The following is a 22,634-nucleotide window of genomic DNA, read 5'->3' on the forward strand; positions in this document are numbered from 1 at the left end:
TATATCAAGAGCGTCCCCTCTGGGGACGCTTATTTTACAGCCTTCTTTTTCTTGACTTAGAGCGTACTTCATGTGATACAATGAAAGTGTTTATGAGAATGAGTTTATCGGGAGGTAGGTTATGGAAAAAGCAAAAGTATATTTTACGGATTTTCGCTGTAAAGTAGGGACGAATAATCTGATGAAGCTGCAGAAGCTGTGCAAGAAAGCCGGCATCGAAACGATCGACTTCGAAGGAAAATTCGTCGCCATCAAAATGCATTTTGGCGAATTAGGCTGTCTGGCATCGATTCGCCCGCAGTACGTTAAAGCCGTCGCCGACTTGGTTAAAGAATTAGGCGGCAAGCCCTTCCTGACGGACTGCAATACATTGTATCCCGGCAGCCGCAAGCACGCCCTGGAACATTTGGACTGCGCCAACCTGAACGGCTACAATACAATTACGACGGGCTGTCAGATCATCATCGGCGACGGCCTGCGCGGCACGGACGAAGTGGAAATTCCCGTCAAAAACGGCGAATACGTACAGAACGCCAAGATCGGCCGGGCGATTATGGACGCCGACGTATTTATCAGCCTGGCTCACTTCAAAGGGCATGAAATGACCGGCTTCGGCGGCGCCGTTAAAAACATCGGCATGGGCTGCGGCAGCCGCGCCGGCAAGATGGAACAGCATTCGTCGGGCAAGCCGGCTGTCAACGCCAAGAAGTGCAAGGGCTGCCGCCGCTGCGCATCCGAATGCGGCTCCGATGCAATTACCTATGAAGATAACATCGCCCATATTCACGAAGATTTGTGCAAGGGCTGCGGCCGCTGCATCGGCGCCTGCGCCTTCGACGCCATTCACACGGTGCAATGGGACGCCAGCGAAAAACTGGATTACAAGATGGCTGAATATGCTCAGGCCGTCTGCCAGGACCGCCCGTGCTTCCATATCAACCTGGTCATGGACATTTCGCCGAACTGCGACTGCCATGGCGAAAACGATGCGCCCGTATTGCCGAATATCGGCATGTTCGCTTCCTTCGACCCCGTTGCCCTCGACCAGGCCTGCGTCGACGCCTGCTTAAAGGCCACGCCGCTGCCGAACAGCCAGCTGTCCGATAACCTGGCGAAACCCGATTGGGAATGCCACCACGACCATTTCCTCGACGTTCATCCGGATATCAACTGGGAAGCTACGCTGCGCCATGCTGAAAAAATCGGCCTTGGCGTAAGAGACTACGAATTAATTACGGTAAAATAAGCCGAAGCCTATGCGGAAGGCCCCGCCTGCATTTGTACAGGCGGGGCTTTTCGTTTATAATGAAAAGAAACTGCTTTTGAAGAATTTGTATTTATTTTATCAAAACCAATTGATTTTTCCGGGCACTCTCTATATAATGTAGTTATATATTAAAAAATATTATTAAACCATTAATGTAAATTATAAATATATTAAAACGTACGCTGGTAGTTGACGATGCGGCATGTCGCCGACGGCGTATGACGAGAGAGCGAGGGAGTGAAGCGATGAATTGTGTAATTTGCGGGAAAGAATTTACGCCGCGGCGATCTATTCAGAAATACTGCAGCGCCGAATGCCGGCGGTATGCCAACCGTCATGGCGTCAACGATATCCGGGCCGCCGCTCCGGCTACGGCTCCGGTAATTCGTGAATTCCGCTGTCTGAAATGCGGTACCATCGTCAGAGTACGGGATCATTCGGACGGCAGGATGAAGTTTTGCTCCCAGCATTGCGAAAAGCTGTACTGGAAACATTCGAAGAAAGTAAAGGCCGTCACGGTGTACCGCAAGTTTTCCTGTCGGGAATGCGGAAAGCATGTCCTCGTTACGGACCCGCTGGACCGGCGGCGGATTTTCTGCAGCCGCGAATGCCGCATCCACTGGTTCGGCAAGCACAACGCGGAGAAGAGAGCTAAGATGGCTGCAGCTCATGCAGGGGGCGATGTACATGCCGGACAGATGCTGTAGGAAAAAAAGAAGGCACGCGAATCATATATAACGTTCGCGTGCCTTTTTTTGTTTGTCTTATTTATGGCGGGACAAGTCTACTTCGTCCAGCGGAATAATATTCGTATGGTGTTTTACCTTGTGATACAGGTATACGGCGAGGAAGACGGGAATGCCGATGTAGGCGACACTGGCGCCGTACCAGTCAATTTCTGCTCCCGTAAAGGCCGAGTAGTTCTGACCGGCCGTAACGATGATGCACATGAGCAGGGCCAGCAGGGGGCCGAAGGGGAAGAAGGTTGCTCTGTAGGGCAATTCCTTTAAATCCTTGCCTTGGGCCACGTAGGCGCGGCGGAAGCGGTAATGGCAAATAGCGATGCCGATCCAGGTAATAAAGCCGGCCATGCCGCTGATGTTGACGAGCCAGTCGTAGGCCTTGCCTTCGCCGATGAGCGACGTAAGGAAGGCTGCCAGGCCAAAGATAACCGTTGCGAACAGCGCATACGACGGAACGCCGCGCTTATTCAGCTTGAGGAAACATTTTGGTGCCTGGCCGGTCTGGGCCATGGCGTAGAGCATACGCGTCGAGACGTACAGGCCGGAGTTGCCGGCAGATAATACGGCTGTTAAAATAACAGCGTTCATAATCGAGGCGGCGGCAGCCAGGCCGAAGCGTTCAAATACCAGCGTAAAGGGGCTGATAGAAATATTTTCTACGCTCGAATTGAGAAGATTCGGGTCCGTATAGGGAATGAGGAACCCAATGACGACGAAGGCTCCTAAATAGAATAACAAAATACGCCAGAAAATAGAGTGAACGGCACGGGGAACGTTTTTTTCCGGATTTTCACTTTCGCCGGCAGCGATACCGATCATTTCCGTTCCCTGGAAGGAGAAGCCGGCAACCATGAAGATGCTCAGCATGGCGGTAAATCCGCCGACGAAGGGCGCATCGCCGACCGTCCAGTTTACGAATCCCGGCGACGGCTCGGGCCCGAGTCCCAGAATGAGGAAGGCGCCGGCGCAGAGGAAAATTAATACTGTCAGAACTTTGATACCAGCAAAGATAAATTCGCTTTCACCGTACGAGCGGGTCGAAAGATAATTAAGGACAAATAAGATAATCAGGAAAATGCCGCTCCATACAGCTGCCGGGACATCGGGAAACCAGTATTTCATAATCAGGGCGCCGGCAACCAGTTCGGCTGCGACGGTAATAGCCCAGTTGAACCAATAGTTCCAACCCAAGGCAAATCCTAAGGATTTATCGACGTAGCGGTTGGCATACGTTTCAAAGGAGCCGCTGACCGGCAGGTACGCTGCCATTTCCCCTAAGCTGGTCATAAGGAAATATACCATGACGCCGATGAGGGAATAGGCAACGAGGGCACCGCCCGGACCGGCTGTGCTGACGGTCTCGCCGCCGGCGACAAACAGGCCTGTGCCGATAGCGCCGCCGATGGCGATCATATTCAGATGGCGGGCTTTTAAGCTACGGCGCAGCTGTTGTTGTTCTTCTTTCATTCAATCACAACCTTTTTTATAGTATTACTATAGTAAAAAAAAACTTACCTGTATATTATAGCGAATGTTTTTCTTGTTGACAATTAAAGGTTTCATCAGGGTTTATACCAAATTTGAAAATAAAATACGCTGGAGCAGGCATTTAACGCAATGTCCTGGACAATTCGTCAACCGTATGTTTCAACAGGACAATATGCGATTTTTTATGCGTTTTCATGCGCGTCGTCGGGCCGGAAATGCTGATGGAGGCGACAGCTCGTCCTGTTGCGTCGACGATAGGGACGGCAAAACAGGTCAGGCCGAGTTCGCTTTCTTCGTTGTCGCAGGCGTAGCCCTCTCTTTTTACCTGGTCGAGAAGGTGGAGGAGCTCGCCGGCATCGCCGAGAGACGCAGGGGTCAGCTTTTGGAAGCTGACTCTTTTTATATATTCTCGTATGACCTGGTCGGACTGAAATCCTAAAATCGCCTTGCCCGATGCCGTGTGGTGAGCGAGCTGACGATAGCCCAGGGCCGTTTCCATTTTCAGCTGCGACGTGCCTAAGGCGCGGTCGATGAACATGATGTGAATGCCGTCGTCGACGATGCCTAAATGGCTCGTTTCTCCCGTCTGCCGGGCGATGTCCTGCAGGTAGGGGTGGATGAGGGCGGCCAGCTCCATGCGGTTATAGGCCAGCATGCCTAGGGAAAACATGTTGAGGCCCAGACGATAGGTGGCGTGGTCGGTCTTCGATAAAAAGCCGCGGTTTTCCAAGGTGACCATGAAGCGGAACACCGTGCTGCGGCTGAGGCCCAGCAGCTTGGCCGCGTCGTTTACGCTGAGTTCTTCATAGTCGAAGAAGAGATTTAGGAGAGACAGCGTATTGTCTACAGAGGTGAGTATATATTTTTCTTTATTCGAGGCGTCTTCTTTCATATACAGTATCCTTTGCGGGGTTAGTTTTTTGTGTACAATGTATAAATCATTTTTATTATAGCATACTCACCGTAAGAGACCTATAGATATGACGCGGGCACATCATAAAGAGGCGGAAAATATCGCTTTCTCATATATCATATTTTTCATTGACACATAACTTTAATCATTCTAATATAGAAATATAAAGTTCATATAAAGAAACTAAAGTATCTTTATATGAATAAGCGAGGAGATGAAACTATGAAGGAAATTCGTTTGCAGGGCCGCGGCGGCCAGGGCGTGGTCAAAGCGTCGCAGCTCGTCGTGGAAGCGGCCGTAGCCGAAGGGCTGTACGGACAGGCTATTCCCTTTTTCGGCGTAGAACGGAAGGGATCGCCTGTATTTGGGTATCTGCGCTTGTCTCACAGTCCGATTCGCCGCCGTATGCAGGTCTATGAGCCGGATATCTTGATTATATTTGACGATTCCCTCGTGTCGGCGCCGGAGACCTTCGACGGCTTGAAAGCAGGCGGTATGGTGATTCTCAATACGACTAAAACACGGGAAGAGCTGCCCCTTCCGCCTCAGGCCGGCAGCGTATGGCTCGTCGACGCCGCGGGAATTTCGGAAGGCCTGTTAGGCCGCAACATGCCGAATACGGCCATGCTCGGCGCTTTTGCCAAGGCGACAGGCTTGGTGGATAAGGATACGCTGTTGGATAAGATTGAGCATACCTTTGGCGCAGAGAATAAGGAAGCAGCTGTCCGGGCTTACGACAGCGCTGCGGAATACAAGTAAGGGGGAGAAACTATGAACGAACGCCTTCATATTACGCCGGTCGGCGATACGGGGATGTATATTTTGGATACGGCGTCGTGGCGCGTATTCCGCCCGGTTATGGACAAGGAAAAATGCGTAGAATGCGGCATGTGCCTGACGTATTGTCCGGTGAATGCTATCGTCGGCCGTGAAGATAATACATATGAAATTACTTACGATTACTGCAAGGGCTGCGGCATCTGCGCCCAGGAATGCCCGCGCAAAGCGATTGATATGGCGCCGGAAGGAGGAATTTAGACGATGAGCAGAAAAGTAGTATTGACGGGAAACGACGCGGCGGCGGAAGCGGCGGCTTTGTGCCGTCCCGATTTGGTAGCGGCTTACCCGATTACGCCGCAGTCCAAGGTCGTAGAACATTTAGCTGATATGATATACGACGGCCGGCTGGACTCGGAAATGATTCAGGTAGAGAGCGAGCATTCGGCCATGAGCGCCGTCCAGGGTGCGTCTGCCGGAGGAGGACGGGTCTTTACGGCGACGAGCGCCCAAGGGCTGGCCCTGATGTTCGAGCCCTATATGCGGCAGGCTACGCTGCGCCTGCCCATGGTCATGGCCTTGGCAACGCGGGAAATGACGTCGCCTGAAACGGTGTGGAGCGGCCAGCAGGACGCCATGTCCGTCCGTGAAGCCGGCTGGATGCAGGTATTCTGCGAGAGCAATCAGGAAATCATCGACATGATCATTCAGGGCTACATGCTGGCCGAAGATCCGCGGGTCTTATTGCCTATCAACGTGTGTTACGACGGCTTTTACAGCTCCCATCTGACGGAGGGTGCGGAATTGCCTGATCAGGAAGACGTCGATGCATTCCTGCCTCATTACAGCGCAGATTGGAATCCTATTTTAAATCCCGATAAGCCTCTGGCTCTGGACCCGCTGACGGCGGGCCCGCTGCTGATGAAATACAGAGAGAGCCATTTGGACGCGATGGAACGGGCCCTGGCCGTACTGGAAGAGGTAGACGCGAAATTCGCCGCCGCCTTTGGCCGGTCTTACGGCGGCGCGGTTGAAGAATACCGCCTCGACGATGCCGACGTCGTTTTGATTACCATTGCCGGCATGAGCGGCACAGCGAAGGACGCCGTCGACATAGCCCGCGAAAAGGGCGTCAAAGCCGGCCTCATCCGCCTGCGCTTCACGCGGCCCTTCCCGGGAAACCGTATTGCCAAGGCCCTGTTGGGCAAGAAGGCCTTCTGCGTCCTCGACCGAAGCGTATCCTTCGGCTGGAGCCAGGGGCCGATGCATGTGGAAGTCAAGGCGGCCCTTGCCGACCAGGGGGCGTCGTACTGTCATTTTTCGGCTATCGGCGGCTTAGGCGGCGCCGATATTTCATTGACGGAAATTTCCGGACTTATAGATGAATTAGAAACCCATAAAGATGAAAAAGGCGAACGGCCTGTTCGATGGCTGCTGAAGGATTGAGGAGGGAATCGTATGAACTACGTATCATTGCTGAAGGACGCGCCCGATCAGATTACGCCGGGCATGTCGGCCTGTCAGGGCTGCGGCGGCGAACTGATCCTGCGGCGGGTCATGCAGGTTGCCGGAAAGAATACTATCGTGGCGATTCCGCCGGGATGTTTGGCCGGCGCCGGCGTCGTCGGCTGGAACTATGCCAACGGGCAGAAAACGCCGGTTCACATTACCCTTCTGGACAACACGGCGGCCTTTCTCAGCGGCTTGTCGCGCATGTACGAACGGAAGGGACGGAGCGATGTCAACATCGTCGCCGTCGCAGGAGACGGCGCGACGGCTGACTGCGGCTTTCAGAGCTTGTCGGCCGCGGCAGAGCGAGGCGAAAAGATGCTGTATATCTGCTATGACAACGAAGGCTATATGAACACGGGCTATCAGCGCAGCTCGACGACGACGCTGGGGTCCCGCACGTCGACGACGCCTTTGGGCAGCAAAATCAGCGGCAAGGAACAGCAGCAGAAGTATGTGCCCCTCATCATGGCCATGCATCAGATCGAATACTGCGCTACGGCCTCGCCGTCCCACATGAAGGACATGGTGGAAAAAATCCAGAAGGGGCTGGAGGCCAGCAAGAAGGGCTTCGCGTACCTGCATGTTTTCTCGCCCTGCCCGACGGGCTGGGGCTATGGTAGCCACATGAGTATTACGATGGCTCGCCGGGCTGTAGAGTCCAATCTGTTTCCTCTGTGGGAAATGGCCGAAGGCAAGCTGACCGTAAACGTCAAGCCGGCCAATCCCCTGCCCGTAGCCGACTTTGTCGAAGCCATCGGCAAGTTCAAGGCACTCAGCGACGAAGCGATTGCGGCAATTCAGCAGCGGACAGATCAGAGGTTTCAGCTGCTGCTGACGTTAGCCGGAAATGAATAGAGATGCGTCATAACGTATGTTACCTGCCTGAGGCGGCACTGCGCTGCTTCAGGTTTTTTCCTGCCTATTTCTGCCTAGCCAGGGTATGACATATATCGTATAATAAGTACATATGTACCATCTTATTTTCGTAGAAGGAGACACTTATGAATTTGGAAGAATGCCGGAAGGAAATCGACAGGCTGGACAAAGAGCTGACGAATTTGCTGGAGCAGCGCATGCAGGTAGTGGCGAAGGTAGCCGCATATAAAAAGGAAAATCACATGGAAATATTCGACCCGCGGCGGGAGCGGCAGGTCCTCGACAAGATTGCCGCTATGGCGCAGTATAAGGAGCTGGCTCCGTACTTGCAGAAGATCTATCAATGCATTATGGACGAAAGCAAAAACTATGAACGGGAGTATATGAAGTTATAAATATGGCAGATATGGAAACGGTGCAGGGGGCGGTAGAACGCGTTTTGTTTGAGGCCCCCGATTCGGATTATATAGTCTTCCGCATTCGGCGCGAAGACGACGAGTCCCTGCTGACGGTTACGGGAAACGGCCCGAAGCCGCTGGTTGGAGACCGCATAGAAATCATGGGCCGGTGGACCCAGCATAAAAAGTATGGCCGCCAAATGGCGGCGTCGGCGTGGAAGCGCCTCATTCCCGATACGGCCGACGGCATCGAGCGGTTTTTGGCGTCGGGCGCCGTAAAGGGCATTGGACCGTCTCTGGCTCGCCGTATCGTATCGGCCTTCGGCAGCCAGACGATGGCCGTCATGGAAAAGGAACCAAAACGCCTGCTGGAAATCGAAGGCATCGGCGCGAAAAAGCTGGCCGTCATTACTGAATCGTTTTATGAAGAAAAGCAGGTCAACGACCTGGCCTTGGATTTGGAGACCCACGGCGTGTCGGGGCGCTATGCGGCGCGGCTCGTGCAGAAATACGGCGAAGAAGCCCTGTATGTGCTGACAGAGGAGCCGTACCGCATGATTGCCGAAATAGACGGCATCGGCTTTAAAACGGCCGACCAGATTGCCTTGGCGTACGGCATGGACCCGCAGTCGCCGGAGCGGCTGGCGGCGGGCTTGACGTATGTCCTGCAGGACATGACGCAGAACGGCCACGTATGTATTCCTGATAGGGAGCTCGTCTACCGGGCGTCCCTCATCTTGCGGGCGGAACAGCTGATGCTGCGGGATGTGCTGACTGAAGCGCTCGCCATGGGGCAGCTTTGTGCCGATGATTACGGCGGAGAGACCTATGTGTATACGCTGCAGGCCTATGAAGAAGAACGGGGCGTTGCCGAGCGGATCCGGGAAATGGCCGCGTATACGCCGCCTAAGCCGCGAAGGCATGTGGAATTGTTTTTAGACCGCTGGCAGGAGTCGTGTCAGTTCCAGCTGGCCGAGGGGCAGCGCGAAGCCGTATCCCAATCCCTGCAGTCGGGAATGCTGGTCATTACCGGCGGCCCGGGGACCGGCAAGACGACGGTCGTGCAGGCGATTATCCGCCTGGCCGAGCAGGAAGGGCTGCGCATCGTCTTGTGCGCGCCTACGGGGCGGGCGGCGAAGCGCCTGGCCGAAACGACGGAGCGCAAGGCTAAGACGATTCACCGCCTTCTCGTGCCGGAAGGCTTTGCCGGCGGCCGGCAGGTTTTCGAATACAACGAAACGAAGCAGCTGCCTGCCGATTTGGTCATCGTCGACGAAGTTTCCATGCTGGATATGGAAATGCTGTATCACTTGCTGCAGGCGTTGAGCCCGCACTGCCGGTGCATCCTCGTCGGCGACGCCGATCAGCTGCCGTCGGTCGGAGCTGGCGCCGTCCTTCACGATATTATTCAGTCTGACATACTCCCCGTCGTGCGGCTGCAGACGATTTTCCGCCAGAAAGAAGGGGGACGCATCGTGACGAACGCCCATCTCATCAACGGCGGCGGCCTGCCCGTAGTCAATGAAGACGAGGAATTCCGATTCGTGGAAATTGAACGGGAAGAGCAGGGAGCAGACGTGATCTGCCGGCTGTACGCGGCGGAAACGGCAGAGGCCGGCGATAAGTTCGCCGTGCAGGTGCTGTCGCCTATGTATAAAAATCCCTGCGGCGTCGATAATTTAAACGCCGTCATACAGTCCGCCGTCAACGGGCCCCAAAAAGGCAAGGGAGAGCATAAGGCGGGAAAGATGACCTTCCGTACAGGCGATAAGGTCATGCAGAAGCAGAACAACTATGACAAGGGCGTATTTAACGGCGACATCGGTGAGATTTTTGCCGTGCAGGACGACATCGTGTACGTGCGCTATCCGGAGCAGGACATCAAGTACGAAGGGCAGGAAATCGATGAAATTACCCTGGCCTATGCTATAACGGTTCATAAGAGCCAGGGGAGCGAGTACCATACGGTTATCATGACGCTCGTCAACAGCCATGGCATCATGCTGCAGCGGAACCTGCTGTATACGGCGGTTACGAGGGCCAAGGGCAAGGTCATTCTCGTCGGTACGAAAGCGGCCCTGCGCACGGCCGTTCAAAACGTGCGGACGAGCCGGCGCTTTACCTTGCTGGCTCAGCGGCTGAGGGAGGAAGAAATATGCTGAAGGAATGGCTGCTGAACCTGTTGTATCCGCCGCGCTGTCCTGGCTGCGGCGCTGCCGTAAGCCGTCATGGCCAGTGGTGTTCTTCCTGTTTTGGGGCAGTCTGGCGTCCGCGCCGGCTCGCGCGGAAACGGGAAAGCCGCCTAGCCGCCTGTTACTGCCTGTGCGATTACCGCGGGCCTGTCCGGACGATGCTGCAGCGGCTTAAATATGACGGGGCCGTGCGCTACGAACGGGCTGCGGAGGAACTGCTGACGCAGTTTCCTTGGCCGGAGCGGCTGGGGCATATCGACTGCGTCGTGCCGGTGCCCCTGGCTCCGGAAAAAGAGCGCAAGCGGGGATTCAACCAGTCGGAAGTATTGTTCCGCTCCTGGGCGGAACAGCGCTGGCCATGGAAAGACGGCCTGCAGCGCGTCCGTTCGACTCAGGCCCAGTGGCATCTGGACAAGGCGGACCGCGCTGACAACGTAAAACGAGCCTTTGAAGTCAAAGGCTCGTTTGAGGTACGGGGAAAGCATATTCTGTTGGTCGACGACATTTATACGACGGGGACGACGATGGAAGCCTGCGCTTACGCGCTGCATAAAAAAGGCGCTGCCAGCGTGACGGGATTCGTCGTTGCCAGCGGCGCCTTATAATTGACCTAACGTTTCGATAAATGCCTTGACGACTTCCGGGTCGAAGAGGATGCCTGAAGCGCTGAACATTTCGCGGACGGCCTGCTGCTTCGTCTTGGCCCAGAGCTCTGTCGACGGGTTGATGATGCGGTCGTAGTAGTCTGCGACCGCGATGATGCGGGCGCAGAAGGGAATATTGGCCCCGCGCAGGTGTTTGGGAAATCCCGAGCCGTCCCACCGTTCGTGGTGATAGCGGATATACGGCACGATATCCTGACAGCAGGGAATGTTTTCCAGCATGTTGCCGCCCGCCGCGGCGTGGCGCTTGTACTGGGCGTTTTCCCGGCGGTTGAGATAAGGGATTTTTGCCAGCAGCGTATTGGAAACGAAGAGAAGGCCGACGTCGTGCAGCAGGGCCGCGTGCTTGATCTGCTCAATTTCACTTTTGGGAAGAGCCAGCTTGGCGGCGATGCTGACGCTGTAGTTGGCAACCTGGAGAGAGTGCATATACAGCCGTTGGTTCTTCAGTTGTATGAATTTGAGCAGCTCCGCCGTAATCGTGTCGAGGGAATTCATTTCCTCCATCCCGATGCCGGCGGCCTGTTTCAGCGATACCATGTACATGACGGACAAAACCTTTCTTCAATACTATATTACTTCTTTTTTATGCGCCGGGAACGGCGCATTTTTTGCGGATGGCGCAGGATATTAAACATCCTGGCGCTCGTTTTTTTGATGCGGGAGCCCGTATTCTTCATGCGGCGGACCGTCGTAATCTTCGATTTGCGGGCAGGCCGCATGTCGCGGAGCGAGCCGAAGTCGCCGCGGCGGATGCTCGTAGCTTTGATGCGGTCGGAGCCTAAGATGACCTTCAGCGTGCTCATGACGTGGCTGGCGTTGAGGTCGTTGTTGAAGCTGTAAATGTCGACGGCGACGTAAGCCAGCTGGGGATAAATGTGGATGCAGAGATGGGCGTTTTTCGACACGCCGATACAGACGAGCTCCTCCGCGTCGTCATGGTACAGCGTGATGCCCTCGATGGGCGCGCCGACAGGCTCGAAGGCCTTTTTTACCAGATTCTGCAGTTCGTCGTTCGTCGTCAGTTCTGCCTTGCAGTTGTAAAAGTCTATCAGTAAATGTTTTCCTAATGTATTAGCCATGAATTTCCACCCGTTAGTTTAGTACAGCTCATTATATACTGTTTTTTCCGCCTTGTAAACGCAGTTTTCCAAATGGAAATAAGGACGGAGATACTATAAGTATTTTCTATTATCGTAAAATATACGTAAAAATGCGACCTCCGAAGCTATCGGGCAAGAGATGCCTATGGTTAACATATCAAAATGTCATAAAACTATGCTGAATATGCCTTCTGTTTTACGGCAAAAGAAATATCATTCATTGTCTTGTCAGCTGTAAATGCTTGATGCTATAATAGCAGGTAAACGATGAAGAGAAAGGGGATTGCAATGGAATTGATTGAAAAGGAAATTGCCCGGCTGAAAAAGGAGCGACGCGCCGTCATATTGGCTCACTACTACGTGCCCGACGACGTACAGCGCGTCGCCGATTACGTCGGCGATTCTTTTTACTTGAGCAAGAAGGCAAAAGAGACTGACGCCCAGACGATCGTGTTCGCCGGCGTACGTTTCATGGGAGAAAGCGCGAAAATCCTCAATCCGCAGAAACGGGTCCTCATGCCGGACAGCACGGCCGACTGCCCTATGGCGCACATGGTCACGGCGAAGGCCGTAGAAGACATGCGCCGGCAGTACGACGACCTGGCCGTCGTATGCTACGTGAACTCCACGGCGGAGATTAAGACGCACAGCGACGTGTGCGTTACGTCGTCCAATGCGGTGCACATCGTCAAGAAGCTGCCGCAGCGCAATATATTCTTTATTCCCGATAAAAATCTGGGGCATTACGTGAGCACGCAGGTTCCGGAAAAGCATATCCTGTGCAATGACGGCTACTGTCCCCGGCACAACGGCGTCCGCCCGGACGTCGTACGGGCCTGCAAGGAACAGCATCCCAAGGCCCTGTTTTTGGTTCATCCCGAATGCCCGGAAGAAGTTTTGGCCTTAGCTGATTACATCGGCAGTACGGCCGGCATTATCGAGTATGCCGGAAAAGCCGGAGCCGACGAATTCATTATCGGGACCGAGGACGGCGTTATGTACGAATTGACGAAGCGGTATCCGGAAAAGACGTTTTATTCCGTCATGGAAGGCCGGGTCTGCGAAGATATGAAGAAAGTGACGCTGGAAAAGGTACTGCAGTGCCTGCGCGACGGGACGGGAGAAATTACCGTGTCCGACGAAGTGCGGGAAAAAGCGCTTCGTTCGCTGGACCGCATGCTGGAATTAGCTGAATAAGGCGATTTGATAAAGAGGGAATAGGTATGAAGATAATAAATACGGACGTGCTGATCGTAGGGACCGGCGCCAGCGGGCTCTTTGCGGCGCTCCACCTGCCGACGGACAAGCAGGTGCTGATGATTACGAAAGACCAGACAGAAAACAGCGATTCCTATTTGGCTCAGGGCGGCATCTGCGTGCTGCGCGACGAAGACGATTATGACAGCTTCATGGAAGATACGCTGAAAGCCGGCCATTATGAAAACCGGCGCGAGTCTGTCGACATCATGATTCGTTCCTCCCGCAGCGTCATCGACCAGCTTATCCGCTGGGGCGTGGATTTCGCCATGAAGGACGGGCAGCTGGATTACACGCGGGAAGGATGTCATTCCAAAGCGCGGATTCTTTACCATGAAGACGTGACGGGGAAAGAAATTACCAGCAAGCTGCTGGCCGCCGTGCGCGGCCTGCCGAATGTGACGATTCTGGAATATACGACGATGATCGATTTGGTAGCCAAGGATAACCGGTGTCTCGGCATTATCGCCCGGGATGAAGCAGGCGGATACATGGCCATTGAAGCTGCCAAGACGATATTAGCCAGCGGCGGCGTAGGCGGATTGTACGAAAGGTCTACGAATTTTCCCCACCTGACGGGCGACGCCATTGCCATTGCCCGCCGGCACGGCATCGCTCTGGAGCATATCGACTACGTGCAGATTCACCCGACGTCGCTGTATACGACTCATCCCGGCCGAAGCTTTTTGATTTCCGAATCTGTCCGCGGCGAGGGGGCCAGGCTGTACGGCAAGGACGGCCGGCGGTTTGCCAGCGAGGTGCTGCCCCGCGACGTGATGACGGCGGAAATCCGCAAGCAAATGGCCAAAGACGGCATGCCCTACGTATGGCTGGACATGACGGTCCTCGGAAAAGACACGATTTTCCGCCATTTCCCCAATATCTATCAGAAATGCCTGGAAGAGGGCTTCGACGTAACGAAGGACTGGATTCCCGTCGTACCGGCCCAGCATTACTTCATGGGCGGCATCCACGTCGACTCTTTCAGCAAGACGACGATGGACGGATTATACGCCGTTGGTGAAACGAGCTGCAACGGCGTGCACGGTAAAAACCGCCTGGCCAGCAACTCGCTGTTGGAAAGCTTGGTCTTTGCCGAACGGGCTGCCGGGCAGGTTAGCCAGCAGATACGGCGTCCGGCGGCGCGTCCAGAGGGAGAATTTGAATGGCTCGGCGAACGGGCTGTTCAGGCGCTGAAAAAGGAAGAACGTACGCTGGCAGCGCAGTATAAGGCCGAAGTATTACAAGAAATGGAACGGGAGCGGAGTGCACAATGAATGAACTGAATTCGATTACGATGAAGCTGCATGTAGATCCGATATTGATGATGGCCCTGCAGGAAGATATCAGCAGCGAGGACGTGTCGACGAACGCCGTCATGCCCGAAGCCTGCCTGGGCGAAGTAGAGCTGCTCAGCAAGGCCGACGGCGTCATCGCTGGCTTGCCGGTCTTTGCCAGAGTGTTTACGCTGCTGGATGAAGAGACGGACTTTACCTTTTATGTCAAAGATGGCGACAGAGTGTCCAAGGGACAGAAGCTGGCCGTCATCCGCGGCGATATCCGGGCGCTGCTGTCAGGCGAACGGGTGGCGCTCAACTATCTGCAGCGCCTGAGCGGCGTGGCTACGTACACAAACCGGGTCGTCAAGCTGCTGGAGGGAAGCGGTATTAAGCTACTCGACACGCGCAAGACGACGCCGAATATGCGGCTTTTGGAAAAATACGCCGTTACCGTCGGCGGCGGCTGCAACCACCGCTACAATTTGTCCGACGGCATTTTACTGAAGGACAATCACATCGGCGCAGCCGGCTCGGTGGCGAAAGCCGTTGCCATGGCCAAGGCCTACGCCCCCTTCGTCCGCAAGATAGAAGTGGAAACGGAGACCCTCGACATGGTGCGCGAAGCCGTCGAAGCCGGCGCCGATATTATCATGTTCGACAACATGACGCACGATATGATGAAGGAAGCTGTGGCTATCATCGACGGCCGGGCGGAAACGGAATGCTCGGGCAACGTAACAGAAGAAAACATCAGCAAGCTGAAGGATGTAGGAGTAGATTATATTTCCAGCGGAGCCTTGACCCATTCTGCGCCGATTTTGGATTTGTCCTTAAAGCATCTTCATCGCCTGTAATTTCATTTGCATAGTAAAACAGCGTCTCGGCGAAAGGAGCGGAGACGCTGTTTTTGTGTGCTGGCCTATTTTCTCTTATCGGCATTCCAATCCAGTATAATGCCCGTGTCCGGGTCGATTTCAAATTCGTAATACATCGTGCCGGTGAAAAGCCGTCCTTCATAGCGCGGCGCACCGTCGTCGGACTCGCGCCAGATCTGCACGTCCTGCGGCGAAGCGCCGGGCACCTTGGATAAGACGATGTCTTTCGCTTCGTCCATGGAAACGGGATGCCTGTCCTGACGGCGGGCCCATTCGTTCTTGACTTCGTAATCGGAGCCGACGATGTCTCCGCTGTGCATGTCGATTTCAAAATCGTAGTCGCCGTAATCCGTTTCAAATTCCACGTCGTATACGGGAATGGCGGCGTCCCTGTCGCGGTCTATTTTTACATTGTACGCCTGATTTGCAGAAACGCCGGCATGATCCAAGGCGATGGACAGGGCGTCATCGGCGCTGATGTCGGCGGCGCGCTGCTGCGATGCGGGAACTGGCTGCGCTGTCGGCTTTGCCGCTGCAGATTCCGCCGTCTGGCCGCAGCCGCTCAGGGAGAGCAGGGCGGCCAAGGCCAGGAGACAGCAGGCAATAGTGCTTCGATTCATGATCATTCCTCCTCATCAAAATATACTTTTATTATAGTCCCATAGGGAAAAAAGACAACGCGTTTACAGCAAAAGGCCGCAGCATCTGTTAGGGTGCTGCGGCCTTTCTTGTCCTAGTCTTAGTTAGTTGTCTTCGTGGCGGCGCATAGGCGTGAAGGTAAATTCACTGCCGTCAAAGCCGATGGCGACGGTATCGCCTTCGCGTACCGTACCGGCGATAATGTCATGGCTCAGCGCCGTTTCTACCGTATGGGTAATGAGGCGGCGGAGAGGACGGGCGCCGAACTGCGGGTTGAATCCCTGATCGCCCAGGGCCTGCAGTGCTTCGTCGCTCCACGTAAGGTGAATCTTAACCTGCTTTTCCAGCCGTTCGCCCAGGCGTTCCAGAAGGATGGAGGCGATATCTTTGACCTGTTCTTTCTGCAGGGCCTTGAAGACGACGATGTCGTCGACACGGTTGAGAAATTCCGGGCGGAAATACTGCTTCAGCAAGTCGCGGACCTTTTTGTCGGCTTCTTCAAAATTCTGCGATTCGAGGATTTCATGAGAGCCTAAGTTGCTGGTCATGATGATGATGGTGTTCTTGAAGTTGACGACCCGGCCTTTGCCGTCAGTCAGCCGGCCATCGTCGAGAATCTGCAGGAGGACGTTGAAGATGTCTGGATGGGCCTTTTCGATTTCGTCGAGGAGGATGACGCTGTAGGGACGGCGGCGGACGGCTTCGGTCAGCTGGCCGCCTTCATCGTAGCCGACGTATCCCGGAGGCGCCCCGATGAGGCGGGACACGGTGTGTTTTTCCATGTATTCGGACATATCGATGCGGATGATGTTCCGTTCGTCGTCAAAGAGGGCTTCGGCCAGGGTTTTGGCAAGTTCGGTCTTGCCGACGCCTGTCGGGCCGAGGAAGATGAACGAGCCGATGGGGCGGTTCGGATCCTTGATGCCGGCGCGGGCCCGCATGATGGCGTCGCTGACGACCTGGACGGCCGCATCCTGGCCGACGACTCGTTTATGAAGGGTTTCGTCGAGGTGGAGCAGTTTTTCCCGTTCGCCGGTGAGCATCTTGGTGACGGGGATGCCTGTCCAGCGGCTGACGACCTGGGCGATGTCTTCTTCACCAACCTCTTCTTTTAAGAGCTGCGAATCCTGATGTTCTGCCAAATAGGCTTCCTGGTCCTTCAGCTTTTGTTCCAGTTCAGGCAGCTTGCCGTATTTTAATTCCGACGCCTTGGCGTAATCGTAGTTGTGTTCCGCTTGTTCCATCTGGCCTCTGACGGAATCGATTTCCTTTTTGATGGCCTGCGTGCGGAGGATGGACTGTTTTTCTTCATCCCACTGGGCTTTGAGCTGGCTTTCTTTTTCTTTCAGTTCGTCTTTTGTTTCGACGATTTTGGCCAGCCGTTCTTTTGAAGCTTCGTCCGTTTCTTTCGTGAGCGATTGTTCTTCAATTTCCAGCTGCATGATCTTATGGCGCAATTCGTCGATAGGCGTCGGCATCGATTCGATTTCCGTGCGCAGCTTGGCGGCGGCTTCGTCGACTAAGTCGATGGCCTTATCGGGGAGGAAGCGGTCGGAAATGTAGCGGTCCGACAGTACGGCGGCGGCTACGAGGGCCTTGTCGCGGATGCGGACGCCGTGATGGATTTCATACCGTTCTTTCAGGCCGCGGAGGATAGTAATCGTGTCTTCTACGTTCGGCTGGTCGACCATGACGGGTTGGAAGCGCCGTTCCAGGGCGGCGTCCTTTTCGATATACTTCTGGTATTCGTTCAGCGTCGTCGCGCCGATGCAGCGCAGGTCGCCGCGGGCCAGCATCGGTTTTAAGATGTTGCCGGCGTCCATGGAGCCTTCAGACGCGCCGGCTCCTACGACCGTATGGATTTCATCGATGAACAGGAGGATCTGGCCGTCCGATTTGGCGATTTCGTTTAAGACCGATTTGAGTCGTTCTTCGAATTCGCCGCGGTATTTAGCTCCGGCGATCAGAGAACCCATGTCGAGGGAGTAAAGCGTCTTATTTTTCAGCGATTCCGGTACGTCGCCGCTGACGATGCGGCGGGCCAGCCCTTCGACAATAGCCGTTTTGCCGACGCCCGGTTCGCCGATGAGGACAGGGTTGTTTTTGCGGCGGCGCGACAAGATTTCGACAGTACGGCGGATTTCGTCGTCGCGGCCGATGACCGGGTCCAGCTTGTTCTGGCGTGCGGCAGCCGTCAAATCGCGGCCGTATTTTTCCAGGGCCTTATAATTGCCTTCCGGGTTGTCCGTATTGACGTTGCTCTTGCGGTTGGCCTTCACGGCGGTCATAATGTTGTTTTTCGTCAGGCCGAATTCGCGGCACAAGGATTGCATATCGTCGCTGCTTTCTTCGACGATGCCCATGAGGAGATGTTCCGTGCTGATATAGTCGTCGTGCATGGATTCCGCCAGCTGCTGGGCTTTGCCGATGACCCGGACCATTTCCGTCGACATGGACATTTGGCTTTGTCCTTTGACAGAGGGAATCTTTTTCAGCATTTGTTCCAAACGGGCCTGCAGCATGGGCAAATCCGTATGGCATTCGGAGAAAATCGTGGAGAGAAGACCTTCCGGTTCCTTTACGAGCCCCATGAGCATGTGGACGGAAGAAATTTCCTGATTATAGTGCAGCGCGGCGATTTGCTGGGCTGACTGAAACGCGTCGATTACTTTCTGCGTGTATTTTTCATTTCCCATAATAAGACCTCCTTATATTACAGGCGATTCATAACGTAATATGGTGTGCGAGTATTTGTATATGCTCAAGTATCATTATACCTATAAAAGTCAAAAAGTCAATAGAACAAAAGATAAAAACGAAGAAGATCTATCTTGACAATAAAAAATCCCTTCCGTACAATGCCAATAGGATGAGAGAGAAGGGGTAGTATATGAAAGAAGAAAATCTCTTGGCCTTGGAAAAGCAGGCCTTTCAGGGCGATGCGGAAGCGCAGTGCCGCCTTGGCGACGTATATTTTTTTGACGGCGATGAAGACGATTTAGCTCGCTCTTTCTATTGGTACGGCATGGCGGCCCGCCGCGGCTGGGCTGAAGGACAGTATAACCTGGCCTATCAATACGAACAGGGATTGGGCGTGCCGCAGGACTATGAACGGGCCGGCAGCTGGTATAAGAAGGCGGCTCTGCAGGGACATGGGCCGGCGGCCAATAATTTAGGACATTTATATGAAATCGGCTGCGGCGTGCCCCAAGATTATAAGGCGGCTTTATTTTGGTACGAACAGGCCGGACGGAACGGCGACGCCGACGGGCAGTGCAATGCCGGCATCATGTATCAATTTGGCTATACCGGCGAGGCCGATTACGAGCAGGCAGCCTATTGGTATGCTCAAGGTGCGGCGCAGGGAAATTTTATTGCCCAAAATAATTTAGGTTATCTATATGAAATGGGAAAGGGTGTCGAAAAGGACGAAGCGAAGGCGGCGGCCCTGTACGAGCAGGCGGCCTTTGCCGGCGACGGGCCGGCGCAGAATAATTTAGGCCAGCTGTACCGCGACGGCCGCGGCGTCGCCCAGGATTTGCAGCAGGCGGCGTATTGGTTTGCCCTGTCGGCTGCCAGCGGCTATACAGAGGGAATTAAGAATTATATATACGCCCTGGAGCATGGCGAAGGCGTGCGGCAGGATATACAACAGGCAGCCTACTGGCACAATCTGCTTCATGAGTTGGAGAAGCCATGAGAAGACATTGCCATTGGAACCTGCGCTGGATTTAACCTATACCATGCTGCCATTAAGATAATACGGCACTGTAAATGAAGAATTATATAAAATAATAACAGGCTGATGCAGAACATTCCTTGATGCTGCATCAGCCTGTTTGCTGTAATTATATTAAATCAAAATATTGATGAATATCATGAGAATCGACGCGTTGACCGGGTCGATGATGAGCGAACCGATGAGGGGGATGACGAAGAATGCCGTCGGCGCCGGACCGAAGAGCTCCGTCATAGCCGTCATATTGGCGATGGCGTTCGGCGTTGCGCCGAGGCCAAAGCCGCAGACGCCTGACGACATGACGGCCGCTTCATAGTTCCGGCCCATAGTGCGGTAGACGATGAAGTAGGCGAACAGGGCCATGAAGACGGTCTGCGTCAGCAGGAGGACGATCATCGGAAGGGCCAGCGCGCCGAGCTGCCATAGTTTCAGGCTCATGAGGACGCAGGTCAGGAAAATGGTCAGCCCTAAGTTGCCGAGTACCTCGCTTTCCCGCTGGTATACGGGATAGACGTGGGTGAAGTCGGCAATATTCCGGATGACGGCGGCGACGAGCATAGAGCCGATGTAGGCCGGGAAGACGAGGCCGACGCTGACGAAGAAATTGCTGACTAACGTGCCCAGGCCCATAGCTAAAAAGAGGTGGGCCATGGCGTTCATGAAGCGGTGATTGTTAATCGTCTGGCCTGATTTTTGTTCCTGCTCGATGGCTTCATGGGCTTTTTCTTTATCAGCTGCGGCGGCTTCCAGCTTTTCTACTTCCGGCTGCGCCGCGGCCGGGTCGAGGCGTTCTGCAGCGGCGCTGCTGTGCAGGTCGAATTTATGGACGAGGCGTTCGCCGACTGGGCCGCCGATGATGCCGCCGGCGACGAGACCGAAGGTAGCTGCGGCGACGGAAATAGTCGTGCCGTTTTCAAGGCCTATTTTTTCCAGAACCGGGCCGAAGGCCGCCGACGTAGCGTGGCCGCCGACGAGGGGAATTGAACCTGTCGCAAGCCCCATGAGGGGATTCAAATCGAAGACGCTGGTCAATCCTACGCCGATGATATTTTGGCAGAGAATCAAAACTGTCGTGATTACGGCCATCTTGAATACGAGGACGCCGCCTCGCTTGATCAGGCTTAGGCTGGCCGTGTAGCCGACGCTCGTAAAGAAAAGCATCATGCAGATATTCTGCATCGTCGTGTCCTGCTCATACGTCCAGATTCCGTTCGTGTACAAGACGCAGTTGAGGATTGCAAATAAGATGCCGCCGACTACCGGAGCCGGAATACAATACTTGCGGAGAAAGCCCAGCTTGACGCGCAGAAACACGCCGACGTAATATACGATGATGGCGGCCGCCAAGGTTTGATAAATATTTAGATTTAACGATATCCCCATGCTGCAAAACCCCTTCCAATTCCCTGATTATAAAATTTGATTTTGGGATATGAAATAAAAATAATAACATAGTACATCATAGCAAATTTTTGCAGAATATACAAATATTAATGCGGACTGCATGGGAAGAAAAAAGATTACTGGCGAAATATGGACTTTTTCATGGAAGGCGAGGCGTAATAATCTTTCAGGCCGCCGCGGCCGGACGGCGAGCGGAAGCACAGGGATTGTATATCGGTGCTCCGCATATCGTACTGGATCATTCGCTGCCCGAAGGGCGAAAGGCGGTTCAGGCCTGTCCGCAGCCTCGTAATGATGGGGATTTCTTTTTTCGCTTCCTTTAAGACGGACGCGCCGAGGGGCGACAAGGCCAATACACGGCCGTATTGGGGCCCTTCGAGGTAGGCTTTTTCCATATCGGCGCGGCTTACGGCAAGGGCCGTATAGGCTCCCATGCGGCGCAGGCGGCTGTAGGCGTAGCGCTTCGTCTTCAAGGCGTCGAGCGCTTCCGGCCAGGACGTCGATTGCAGAAGGCAGCGTTGCCAGCGGTTTTCCAGGCCCTCCGAAAAGGCCGGCAAGGCGAGGAGTTCCTGCGGCGAGAGGAGGCGGCTGCGGTACAGGATGCAGTCGCCGTAGCGGCTGTAGTCGGCGTATTGGCCCTGAGAAAGGAGACGGCCTATGTCGGCCAGCTCCTTTGCTGGAAGATACGGCGCGGCATCTTCAAGGCGGCCGGCCTGCAGCTCGCGGCGAATCGCCGAGGCGCTGGCAAAGGGGCCGGTTAAGTCTGCTCCGTCATGTTTTCCTTGCCGGAGAATGGGGACGAATTCGAAAGACGGCGCGTAGCGATGAATCGCCTTGACGTATTCCAGGGCCAGCAGGGCGTTCGGCTCGCCGAGGAGCGCCGCCGTTTCCGGCGTAGTCTGACTGGCCGTGGCCTGGCTGACGTACTGGCCGTAGGTCAGCCCTGTTTGGCCGGGGCGGAAATCGTCGAGGACTGCAAGGGACGCCTGGGCGAGGCGATGAAAATCGTCGGCCGTACCGTCTTCTACGCCGCAGGACAGATGGGTACAGCCGAGGCGGGCCGCCAGCCGGACGGCGCCGGCGGCAAAGCCTTCGGCGCTGGACAAGGCGTAGAGGGCCGGCAGCTCGACAACGCAGTCGGCGCCGCCGTCCAATGCCCAGGACGCCCGGGTCCATTTATCGAATAAGGCCGGCTCGCCGCGCTGGACGAAAGAGCCGCTCATGACGACGACGATCGGCGCGCTGCTGCCGAAACGGCTGCGCAGGGTGCGAAGCATATAGTGATGGCCGTTGTGAAAGGGATTGTATTCTGCAATGACGGCAATGCGGTTCATAATAGTCTCCTTTATCTGACGTTTGAGTTTCTAATGTATTGTTTATTATATACTACGATGAAGGGCGATTGAAATAAAAAATAGAGTAGAATAATATGGCTAATATGCTTGTATAAAAGGCATGACAGGAATTCATGATTGTCCTCATATTTCCCTTTTTATCAAAAGCGGAATA

At 54.6% G+C, this 22,634-nt stretch carries 21 protein-coding genes; 13 read left to right on the forward strand and 8 right to left on the reverse strand.

The window, feature by feature from the left end; all coding sequences use genetic code 11:
* Nucleotides 1–121: 121 nt before the first annotated feature.
* Both B5F80_RS00865 and B5F80_RS00870 read left to right on the forward strand, forming a co-directional pair.
* Nucleotides 122–1,246, forward strand: a complete 1,125-nt coding sequence (locus B5F80_RS00865) for a DUF362 domain-containing protein (RefSeq protein WP_087476918.1) — start codon at nucleotides 122–124, stop codon at nucleotides 1,244–1,246.
* Nucleotides 1,247–1,512: 266 nt separating this feature from the next.
* A complete protein-coding gene (locus B5F80_RS00870) occupies nucleotides 1,513–1,974 on the forward strand; it encodes a hypothetical protein (protein ID WP_087476919.1) in 462 nt (153 codons plus the stop codon).
* 57 nt (nucleotides 1,975–2,031) lie between these two features.
* On the opposite strand, the gene B5F80_RS00875 is transcribed toward B5F80_RS00870, so the two are convergent.
* Both B5F80_RS00875 and B5F80_RS00880 read right to left on the reverse strand, forming a co-directional pair.
* A complete protein-coding gene (locus B5F80_RS00875; RefSeq protein WP_087476920.1) occupies nucleotides 2,032–3,477 on the reverse strand; it encodes an amino acid permease in 1,446 nt (481 codons plus the stop codon).
* 142 nt (nucleotides 3,478–3,619) lie between these two features.
* Entirely contained in the window at nucleotides 3,620–4,390 is a 771-nt protein-coding gene (locus tag B5F80_RS00880) for an IclR family transcriptional regulator (RefSeq protein ID WP_087476921.1), read from the reverse strand.
* Between the two features lie 243 nt (nucleotides 4,391–4,633).
* Between B5F80_RS00880 and B5F80_RS00885 the strand changes: the two genes are divergently transcribed.
* From B5F80_RS00885 to B5F80_RS00915, 7 genes are all read left to right on the forward strand, one after another.
* Nucleotides 4,634–5,170, forward strand: a complete 537-nt coding sequence (locus B5F80_RS00885; RefSeq protein WP_157949742.1) for a 2-oxoacid:acceptor oxidoreductase family protein — start codon at nucleotides 4,634–4,636, stop codon at nucleotides 5,168–5,170.
* A 12-nt stretch (nucleotides 5,171–5,182) separates the two neighbouring features.
* The gene (locus tag B5F80_RS00890; RefSeq protein WP_087476923.1) at nucleotides 5,183–5,449 is read left to right on the forward strand and encodes a 4Fe-4S dicluster domain-containing protein; all 267 of its coding nucleotides are present in this window, start codon (nucleotides 5,183–5,185) and stop codon (nucleotides 5,447–5,449) included.
* Nucleotides 5,450–5,452: 3 nt separating this feature from the next.
* A complete protein-coding gene (porA, locus tag B5F80_RS00895) occupies nucleotides 5,453–6,634 on the forward strand; it encodes a phenylglyoxylate dehydrogenase (protein ID WP_087476924.1) in 1,182 nt (393 codons plus the stop codon).
* Nucleotides 6,635–6,646: 12 nt separating this feature from the next.
* On the forward strand, nucleotides 6,647–7,555 hold the full coding sequence (locus B5F80_RS00900; protein ID WP_087476925.1) for a thiamine pyrophosphate-dependent enzyme: 909 nt from the start codon (nucleotides 6,647–6,649) through the stop codon (nucleotides 7,553–7,555).
* 146 nt (nucleotides 7,556–7,701) lie between these two features.
* Nucleotides 7,702–7,971, forward strand: a complete 270-nt coding sequence (locus tag B5F80_RS00905; protein ID WP_087476926.1) for a chorismate mutase — start codon at nucleotides 7,702–7,704, stop codon at nucleotides 7,969–7,971.
* A gap of 2 nt (nucleotides 7,972–7,973) precedes the next feature.
* Nucleotides 7,974–10,136, forward strand: a complete 2,163-nt coding sequence (locus B5F80_RS00910; RefSeq protein ID WP_087476927.1) for an ATP-dependent RecD-like DNA helicase — start codon at nucleotides 7,974–7,976, stop codon at nucleotides 10,134–10,136.
* A complete protein-coding gene (locus B5F80_RS00915) occupies nucleotides 10,130–10,771 on the forward strand; it encodes a ComF family protein (RefSeq protein WP_087476928.1) in 642 nt (213 codons plus the stop codon). Before B5F80_RS00910 ends, B5F80_RS00915 begins: the two co-directional genes overlap by 7 nt.
* Here the strand turns inward: B5F80_RS00915 and B5F80_RS00920 are convergent.
* Nucleotides 10,766–11,374, reverse strand: a complete 609-nt coding sequence (locus tag B5F80_RS00920) for an HD domain-containing phosphohydrolase (RefSeq protein WP_087476929.1) — start codon at nucleotides 11,372–11,374, stop codon at nucleotides 10,766–10,768. The genes B5F80_RS00915 and B5F80_RS00920 overlap by 6 nt on opposite strands.
* A gap of 29 nt (nucleotides 11,375–11,403) precedes the next feature.
* Nucleotides 11,404–11,910, reverse strand: coding sequence for an S-adenosylmethionine decarboxylase (locus B5F80_RS00925; RefSeq protein ID WP_087476930.1), 507 nt, complete (start codon nucleotides 11,908–11,910; stop codon nucleotides 11,404–11,406).
* A gap of 309 nt (nucleotides 11,911–12,219) precedes the next feature.
* Between B5F80_RS00925 and nadA the strand changes: the two genes are divergently transcribed.
* From nadA to nadC, 3 genes are read left to right on the forward strand one after another with little or no spacing between them, the layout of a single operon-like run.
* Nucleotides 12,220–13,128, forward strand: coding sequence for a quinolinate synthase NadA (gene nadA / locus B5F80_RS00930; protein ID WP_087476931.1), 909 nt, complete (start codon nucleotides 12,220–12,222; stop codon nucleotides 13,126–13,128).
* A 26-nt stretch (nucleotides 13,129–13,154) separates the two neighbouring features.
* On the forward strand, nucleotides 13,155–14,465 hold the full coding sequence (locus B5F80_RS00935) for an L-aspartate oxidase (protein ID WP_087476932.1): 1,311 nt from the start codon (nucleotides 13,155–13,157) through the stop codon (nucleotides 14,463–14,465).
* Nucleotides 14,462–15,322 (forward strand): carboxylating nicotinate-nucleotide diphosphorylase, encoded by an 861-nt coding sequence (gene nadC / locus B5F80_RS00940; RefSeq protein ID WP_233127939.1) that lies wholly within the window; start codon nucleotides 14,462–14,464, stop codon nucleotides 15,320–15,322. The genes B5F80_RS00935 and nadC overlap by 4 nt, the downstream gene beginning before the upstream one ends.
* Nucleotides 15,323–15,387: 65 nt before the next feature.
* Here the strand turns inward: nadC and B5F80_RS00945 are convergent, their stop codons facing one another.
* Both B5F80_RS00945 and clpB read right to left on the reverse strand, forming a co-directional pair.
* Nucleotides 15,388–15,963 carry a PepSY domain-containing protein gene (locus B5F80_RS00945; RefSeq protein WP_158099939.1) on the reverse strand — a complete coding sequence of 192 codons (576 nt, stop codon included), beginning with the start codon at nucleotides 15,961–15,963 and terminating at the stop codon, nucleotides 15,388–15,390.
* 123 nt (nucleotides 15,964–16,086) lie between these two features.
* Nucleotides 16,087–18,678 (reverse strand): ATP-dependent chaperone ClpB, encoded by a 2,592-nt coding sequence (gene clpB, locus B5F80_RS00950; RefSeq protein WP_087476934.1) that lies wholly within the window; start codon nucleotides 18,676–18,678, stop codon nucleotides 16,087–16,089.
* A gap of 194 nt (nucleotides 18,679–18,872) precedes the next feature.
* Between clpB and B5F80_RS00955 the strand changes: the two genes are divergently transcribed.
* The gene (locus tag B5F80_RS00955; protein ID WP_087476935.1) at nucleotides 18,873–19,682 is read left to right on the forward strand and encodes a tetratricopeptide repeat protein; all 810 of its coding nucleotides are present in this window, start codon (nucleotides 18,873–18,875) and stop codon (nucleotides 19,680–19,682) included.
* 153 nt (nucleotides 19,683–19,835) lie between these two features.
* On the opposite strand, the gene gltS is transcribed toward B5F80_RS00955, so the two are convergent.
* Both gltS and B5F80_RS00965 read right to left on the reverse strand, forming a co-directional pair.
* A complete protein-coding gene (gene gltS / locus B5F80_RS00960; RefSeq protein ID WP_239386275.1) occupies nucleotides 19,836–21,104 on the reverse strand; it encodes a sodium/glutamate symporter in 1,269 nt (422 codons plus the stop codon).
* Between the two features lie 137 nt (nucleotides 21,105–21,241).
* Nucleotides 21,242–22,459 (reverse strand): nucleotidyltransferase family protein, encoded by a 1,218-nt coding sequence (locus tag B5F80_RS00965; RefSeq protein WP_087476936.1) that lies wholly within the window; start codon nucleotides 22,457–22,459, stop codon nucleotides 21,242–21,244.
* Nucleotides 22,460–22,634 lie beyond the last annotated feature (175 nt).

Origin of the sequence: Megasphaera sp. An286 (genome assembly GCF_002163455.1) — a bacterium.
Lineage (GTDB): Bacteria > Bacillota > Negativicutes > Veillonellales > Megasphaeraceae > Megasphaera > Megasphaera stantonii.

What these genes read in the sequence shown, in the direction of transcription:
- B5F80_RS00945 (WP_158099939.1), bottom strand. Translation starts at nt 15,963, where the DNA reads ATGAATCGAAGCACTATTGCCTGCTGTCTCCTGGCCTTGGCCGCCCTG.
- B5F80_RS00920 (WP_087476929.1), bottom strand. Translation starts at nt 11,374, where the DNA reads ATGTACATGGTATCGCTGAAACAGGCCGCCGGCATCGGGATGGAGGAA.
- B5F80_RS00870 (WP_087476919.1), top strand. Translation starts at nt 1,513, where the DNA reads ATGAATTGTGTAATTTGCGGGAAAGAATTTACGCCGCGGCGATCTATT.
- B5F80_RS00880 (WP_087476921.1), bottom strand. Translation starts at nt 4,390, where the DNA reads ATGAAAGAAGACGCCTCGAATAAAGAAAAATATATACTCACCTCTGTA.
- porA (WP_087476924.1), top strand. Translation starts at nt 5,453, where the DNA reads ATGAGCAGAAAAGTAGTATTGACGGGAAACGACGCGGCGGCGGAAGCG.
- B5F80_RS00875 (WP_087476920.1), bottom strand. Translation starts at nt 3,477, where the DNA reads ATGAAAGAAGAACAACAACAGCTGCGCCGTAGCTTAAAAGCCCGCCAT.
- clpB (WP_087476934.1), bottom strand. Translation starts at nt 18,678, where the DNA reads ATGGGAAATGAAAAATACACGCAGAAAGTAATCGACGCGTTTCAGTCA.
- B5F80_RS00865 (WP_087476918.1), top strand. Translation starts at nt 122, where the DNA reads ATGGAAAAAGCAAAAGTATATTTTACGGATTTTCGCTGTAAAGTAGGG.
- nadC (WP_233127939.1), top strand. Translation starts at nt 14,462, where the DNA reads ATGAATGAACTGAATTCGATTACGATGAAGCTGCATGTAGATCCGATA.
- B5F80_RS00900 (WP_087476925.1), top strand. Translation starts at nt 6,647, where the DNA reads ATGAACTACGTATCATTGCTGAAGGACGCGCCCGATCAGATTACGCCG.
- B5F80_RS00965 (WP_087476936.1), bottom strand. Translation starts at nt 22,459, where the DNA reads ATGAACCGCATTGCCGTCATTGCAGAATACAATCCCTTTCACAACGGC.
- B5F80_RS00935 (WP_087476932.1), top strand. Translation starts at nt 13,155, where the DNA reads ATGAAGATAATAAATACGGACGTGCTGATCGTAGGGACCGGCGCCAGC.
- B5F80_RS00910 (WP_087476927.1), top strand. Translation starts at nt 7,974, where the DNA reads ATGGCAGATATGGAAACGGTGCAGGGGGCGGTAGAACGCGTTTTGTTT.
- B5F80_RS00885 (WP_157949742.1), top strand. Translation starts at nt 4,634, where the DNA reads ATGAAGGAAATTCGTTTGCAGGGCCGCGGCGGCCAGGGCGTGGTCAAA.
- nadA (WP_087476931.1), top strand. Translation starts at nt 12,220, where the DNA reads ATGGAATTGATTGAAAAGGAAATTGCCCGGCTGAAAAAGGAGCGACGC.
- B5F80_RS00905 (WP_087476926.1), top strand. Translation starts at nt 7,702, where the DNA reads ATGAATTTGGAAGAATGCCGGAAGGAAATCGACAGGCTGGACAAAGAG.
- gltS (WP_239386275.1), bottom strand. Translation starts at nt 21,104, where the DNA reads ATGGGGATATCGTTAAATCTAAATATTTATCAAACCTTGGCGGCCGCC.
- B5F80_RS00890 (WP_087476923.1), top strand. Translation starts at nt 5,183, where the DNA reads ATGAACGAACGCCTTCATATTACGCCGGTCGGCGATACGGGGATGTAT.
- B5F80_RS00925 (WP_087476930.1), bottom strand. Translation starts at nt 11,910, where the DNA reads ATGGCTAATACATTAGGAAAACATTTACTGATAGACTTTTACAACTGC.
- B5F80_RS00955 (WP_087476935.1), top strand. Translation starts at nt 18,873, where the DNA reads ATGAAAGAAGAAAATCTCTTGGCCTTGGAAAAGCAGGCCTTTCAGGGC.
- B5F80_RS00915 (WP_087476928.1), top strand. Translation starts at nt 10,130, where the DNA reads ATGCTGAAGGAATGGCTGCTGAACCTGTTGTATCCGCCGCGCTGTCCT.